Here is a 4,077-nt window from a genome sequence, read left to right on the forward strand (position 1 = left end):
CCCAAAATGATGATCCCCAGCAGCAGCAGGATCCCTTCCACCAGGGAAGAATCAATGCCCTGGGCCACTGCCCCAGAAGAAGTTGCAATCGTTGAGGTGGTAACTCCAGAAGCTGCCGCAGGAACATTTGCAACGGGCTGGCCCTGCAACACCGAGGTCAACTGCCGCACCCCCGCCAGAGTGCCGCCATCAAAATCCCCATTGCGAAACCGAGGCAGGATCTGCTGGTCGATAATCTGCTGGACTCGGCTGTCGGGGAGGATAGCGACCAGGCCCCTGCCCGTTTCGATTTCCACCCGCCGATCCCCTACCGAGATGAGAAACAAAACCCCGTTGTTTTGGCCTGCCTTGCCGATCCCCCAGTAGTTAAATAGCTGCGTGGTGAAGTCTTTTGGTGTTGCATATCCCTGAGTATTCGGCACGGTAACCACTGCCATCTCGGCACTGGTGCGCTGCTCAAGCTGAGTGATAAGACGGTTGAGCTCGTTTTCGGTGCTGCTGCTGAGGATGTTGGCGGTATCGGAAACCCACCCTCCATACTGACGGCGGGGGTTGGGCACTTGTTCAAGGGTAATGGCCCAAGCGGGCTGCGGCAGCAGGGATACAACTAGCAAAACTGCCGCCCAAACTTTCGGCATGGCTTACCTGGCTGAGCGCTGCCTAGGTTCTAGCACAGCTGTCTCGGCTAGACTGGCAGTCCTTTTCCCAGGGAGAGAGGGGAGTTGGGGAACGGTTGAGACAAGCCGCTTCTTGTTGCTAGTAATTGTTAACAGCAACCGGCCCTCAGTCCGGCCAAGGGAGCCAGGCTTCTTCTTGCCATTCCACTTCAAAGCACTCCCGGGCGGCCTGGAGAAAATGTTCGATCAAAGCAGGGATCCCTGGCGCCGTGGGGCAAATGTCGTAGATACCAATCACCTGCGAGCCGGGCAGATACCGTTCCCACAGCTCTAGATTGGGTTGCAATAGGAGGGATCCCTGTTGCAGGATCCCCCAAGGTTGCCACAGTTGGGCGTTGCCCATCAGCTTTTTGCCCTGCCAGCTCAAGTCAGCACGGGTACGGGAGGCAAAGCAACTGGTCTTGTTGCGGTAGCCGGGATCCCGGTGGCTTCGGCCGTGAGCAAAAGCGGGCTCATCTATGGCAATGCCCAGCTCCGCCAACCCCTGCACCCAAAAGCGGCAACAGAAGTCGTACACCCAGGCCCGCTGCAAACTGGGCAACCTGGCTTGCAAGTAAGAAAGGGGCAACACCAAGCTGTAGGTCAGCTCTGCTGCATCCTCAGCCGCCTGATGGAGCACCGCCCTTCCCCCCGTGGGTCGGCGCACAATCGGGATCCCTGGCAGGGGATCTGGCCAAACCTGGTGCCGTCCCAGCGAGAGGGTAAGCTGATCCCAGCCATAAAAGCGCAGGCAGGGGTGAGGGTCATGGCGCAGCCGCTGCAGAAGCCAGGCATCCTGCTCCATTTGCCGGGCCCCAGAGGCCACGCGGTAGGGGAGCCAGTATCCCTGGGATCCCATCCCGGCAAAGCCAGACCCTAAACTTTGGGAAACTCCGCCTGGAGGGGCTCATCATATTCATCGGCCAAGCTGGCCACAATGGTGATGGCCCGGGAAATTTCGCCCGCTGTGATCCCTTCCAAGGTGCGGTAGTGGTTCAGCACCACCTGGTTGTTCCAGATGCAAAAGCGCGCCTCTAGGGTGTCGCTCCAATTCTTCTCCAGGAGCTTCTGCATCAGCTTGGCCGGTTCTGCCACCGGCAGAGAGAGAACAGGAGACCATACCAAAAGGGTGTCTTCTGGGGATTCGCCGCTCAAATGGACGAACACTTCTGCCGTGCCGTAGGTGAATTTCCAGGTGTGACCTTGCTCGTGGTTCTCGTAGGCGGCATCCTCCTTGAGGCTGGAAACCACCGCCGAGACAACCTCAACGTAGCGAACGGACTCTGGAAAAACCTCTGGCGAAGGGTTAAAGGTGCTCATGAGCGGCTCACTGTAGACCATGGTCTTCCCCCTATTCCCTATCCAACCACCTCAACTATACCGCTATACCGCCTAAGACTCCGACCTATCCGGTCATCGCTTTGGGATCCTCAACTCAGGCGAGAATGAAACCGTTGGCAATGGTTCACTAAGTGGCCGGACAGGTGAGGGCAAGCGATCCCCCCCGCCAACTGGAGAGAGAGCCTGTTCAAAAGTCTTTCGAAGAACCTGAGGGAAGCTCTATGGAATCTCCATCTCATCTCCCCCAGAAAGCCATTGGTATTCTTGGAGCCCTGCCCGAGGAAGTGGCCATGCTCACCGCAGCAATGGAAACCTGCTCCATCCATACCCATCTGGGGCGACAGTTCCACCAGGGATCCCTGGCGGGGCAACCGGTGGTGGTGGTACAAGGTGGGGTGGGCAAGGTGCGGGCGGCAACCACGGCGGCTCTGTTGGTGGCCCATTTCCCTTTGCAGGGGATCATTTTTACCGGTGTGGCCGGGGCCTTGGCCGATCACCTGCACATGGGAGATGTGGTGCTGGCCCATGCGGCGATTGAGCACGACTTTGGCACCGGACGACCCGAGGGCTTTGTCTTGGGGATCGACTTTATCCCAGAGCTGCGCCACCCCTTGGCAGAAGCCGATAGCGCTCTCTACGACCTGATCGTGGCCCACCCCGAGCGGATCCCTCTCCACCCCCTACAAGGCCGGGATCCCGTCATCCATCAAGGCTTGGTGGCCACCGGCGATGTGTTTGTGGCCGACGCAGACCTACGCCGACAAATCCGAGAACGCACCGGCGCTTTGGTTGTGGAGATGGAGGGGGCAGCCGTGGTGCGAGTAGCGCAAGAAGCCGGGATCCCTTGTTTGCTGGTGCGCTCGGTTAGCGATGCAGGGGACGATACGGATTTCTTGAGCTTTTTTCAAACGGCGGCGCTCAACTCAGCAGCAGTTGTCCGCACCATCCTGCAAAACCTGCCCCCGTCCTTGCCTTAGCCCAAGTGCGCAGATCCCCTCCTCTAGCGCAAAAGACGCAAAAGAGGAGTTGGGCATGGTTGCGTTCGCGTCAGTTGTTCATCTCCCGCTCCAGCTTGGCCATCGAGATCTGGCTTTCCAGGCGGGAAATGCCTTCGCGAAGGGTTGCCACCTGTGCTTCAACTTCATCCAAAGATTTGCGAACCGCTTCTGCTGCGCTCATGTGCTGGTTGCGCCGAACCAAAGCCTCGCGGGCAAGGTCATCCTGGTTCTGTTGGCTGGCTTTCTCAGCCCTGACAAACCAATCTTCGGCCTTTTGCAAAATTTCGTCGTACCGCCGTTCCAGTTGCTTGCGACTGGCCAGGGTTGTGGTCAGGCTGCGCTGCAATTGTTTCAGATCCCGCTCCATCTGCCGGATGCTCACCCTCTGTCGGCTGGGCTTTCTCCACAGCACCTTGCTCAGACCCACCATCACCACCGCAGTAGCAATCCCCACACCCGCAGCCGCCGCCGGATTTTCACGAATCAAAGAACCATCCAAAACATTGACCCCCGCAAAGGCCGAGGTTTGCGTGGCCGTCTCCCGAAACTCCCAAGGCATCACCGGATTGCGTTGCTGCCAGAAGCCTAACCGCGCCGCTTGGGCCGCCTCTTGGGCTTCTAGGTAGCGTTGCCGATTGGCCCCGTGCAAAAAGCGCTCGTAAACCACCGCCTGACCCTGGCGCAACATCTCCAAATTCACCAAACCATCGGCGTTGTACACCTGGGCAATGTGAAGCCCTTCCGGTGTGACATAGAGGGTATCCACCTGCACCAGGGATCCCGTCGGGAGCAAGTTTTGCAGAGCCTCTTGGGATAGCCGCCCCCAGCGCCCTTGGGTCAGCTCCGGCGCATCCACATAGGCCAGACGGAAACGGGTTGGCCTGCCGTTCAAGTCCGCCCAGAAGGTATCCCCATCCACCACCGACCGCACCCGGGCCGTCCCGGAAGATTGTGCTGCCGCCGGAAGAACAAGCCAACTGCCCGAAAGGACAGCCACAGTCATCAGAAGGGAAGTTCTTGAGGTCATGGGGGTCACTCCTATTGTGCAGAACAAGAACAAAAGTTAAGAAATAATAAGATAG

5 protein-coding genes are annotated in these 4,077 nt (G+C 58.6%); 1 reads left to right on the plus strand and 4 read right to left on the minus strand.

The features are described from left to right. The 3 genes from NW820_RS08540 to NW820_RS08550 form a co-directional block, all read right to left on the minus strand. Positions 1-638 (minus strand): TPM domain-containing protein (locus NW820_RS08540; RefSeq protein ID WP_414407245.1); only part of this gene is annotated, 638 nt, incomplete at its 3' end. Between the two features lie 145 nt (positions 639-783). Then, positions 784-1,515, minus strand: coding sequence for a lipoyl protein ligase domain-containing protein (locus tag NW820_RS08545; protein ID WP_011432905.1), 732 nt, complete (start codon positions 1,513-1,515; stop codon positions 784-786). 17 nt (positions 1,516-1,532) lie between these two features. Then, positions 1,533-1,997 (minus strand): YbjN domain-containing protein, encoded by a 465-nt coding sequence (locus tag NW820_RS08550; protein WP_011432906.1) that lies wholly within the window; start codon positions 1,995-1,997, stop codon positions 1,533-1,535. Between the two features lie 221 nt (positions 1,998-2,218). Here NW820_RS08550 and NW820_RS08555 point away from each other — a divergent pair, with 221 nt between their 5' ends. Continuing rightward, the gene (locus NW820_RS08555) at positions 2,219-2,974 is read left to right on the plus strand and encodes a 5'-methylthioadenosine/adenosylhomocysteine nucleosidase (RefSeq protein ID WP_414382819.1); all 756 of its coding nucleotides are present in this window, start codon (positions 2,219-2,221) and stop codon (positions 2,972-2,974) included. A 70-nt stretch (positions 2,975-3,044) separates the two neighbouring features. Here the strand turns inward: NW820_RS08555 and NW820_RS08560 are convergent, their stop codons facing one another. After that, positions 3,045-4,022, minus strand: coding sequence for a PspA/IM30 family protein (locus tag NW820_RS08560; RefSeq protein WP_011432908.1), 978 nt, complete (start codon positions 4,020-4,022; stop codon positions 3,045-3,047). Positions 4,023-4,077: the final 55 nt, after the last annotated feature.

It is taken from the genome of Synechococcus sp. R55.7 (assembly GCF_047461955.1).
In the GTDB taxonomy this organism is placed as follows: domain Bacteria; phylum Cyanobacteriota; class Cyanobacteriia; order Thermostichales; family Thermostichaceae; genus Thermostichus.

Bases quoted from the DNA above. Each gene is read 5' to 3' on its own strand.
- NW820_RS08545 (WP_011432905.1), bottom strand. From the start codon at position 1,515: ATGGGATCCCAGGGATACTGGCTCCCCTACCGCGTGGCCTCTGGGGCC.
- NW820_RS08550 (WP_011432906.1), bottom strand. From the start codon at position 1,997: ATGGTCTACAGTGAGCCGCTCATGAGCACCTTTAACCCTTCGCCAGAG.
- NW820_RS08555 (WP_414382819.1), top strand. From the start codon at position 2,219: ATGGAATCTCCATCTCATCTCCCCCAGAAAGCCATTGGTATTCTTGGA.
- NW820_RS08560 (WP_011432908.1), bottom strand. From the start codon at position 4,022: ATGACCTCAAGAACTTCCCTTCTGATGACTGTGGCTGTCCTTTCGGGC.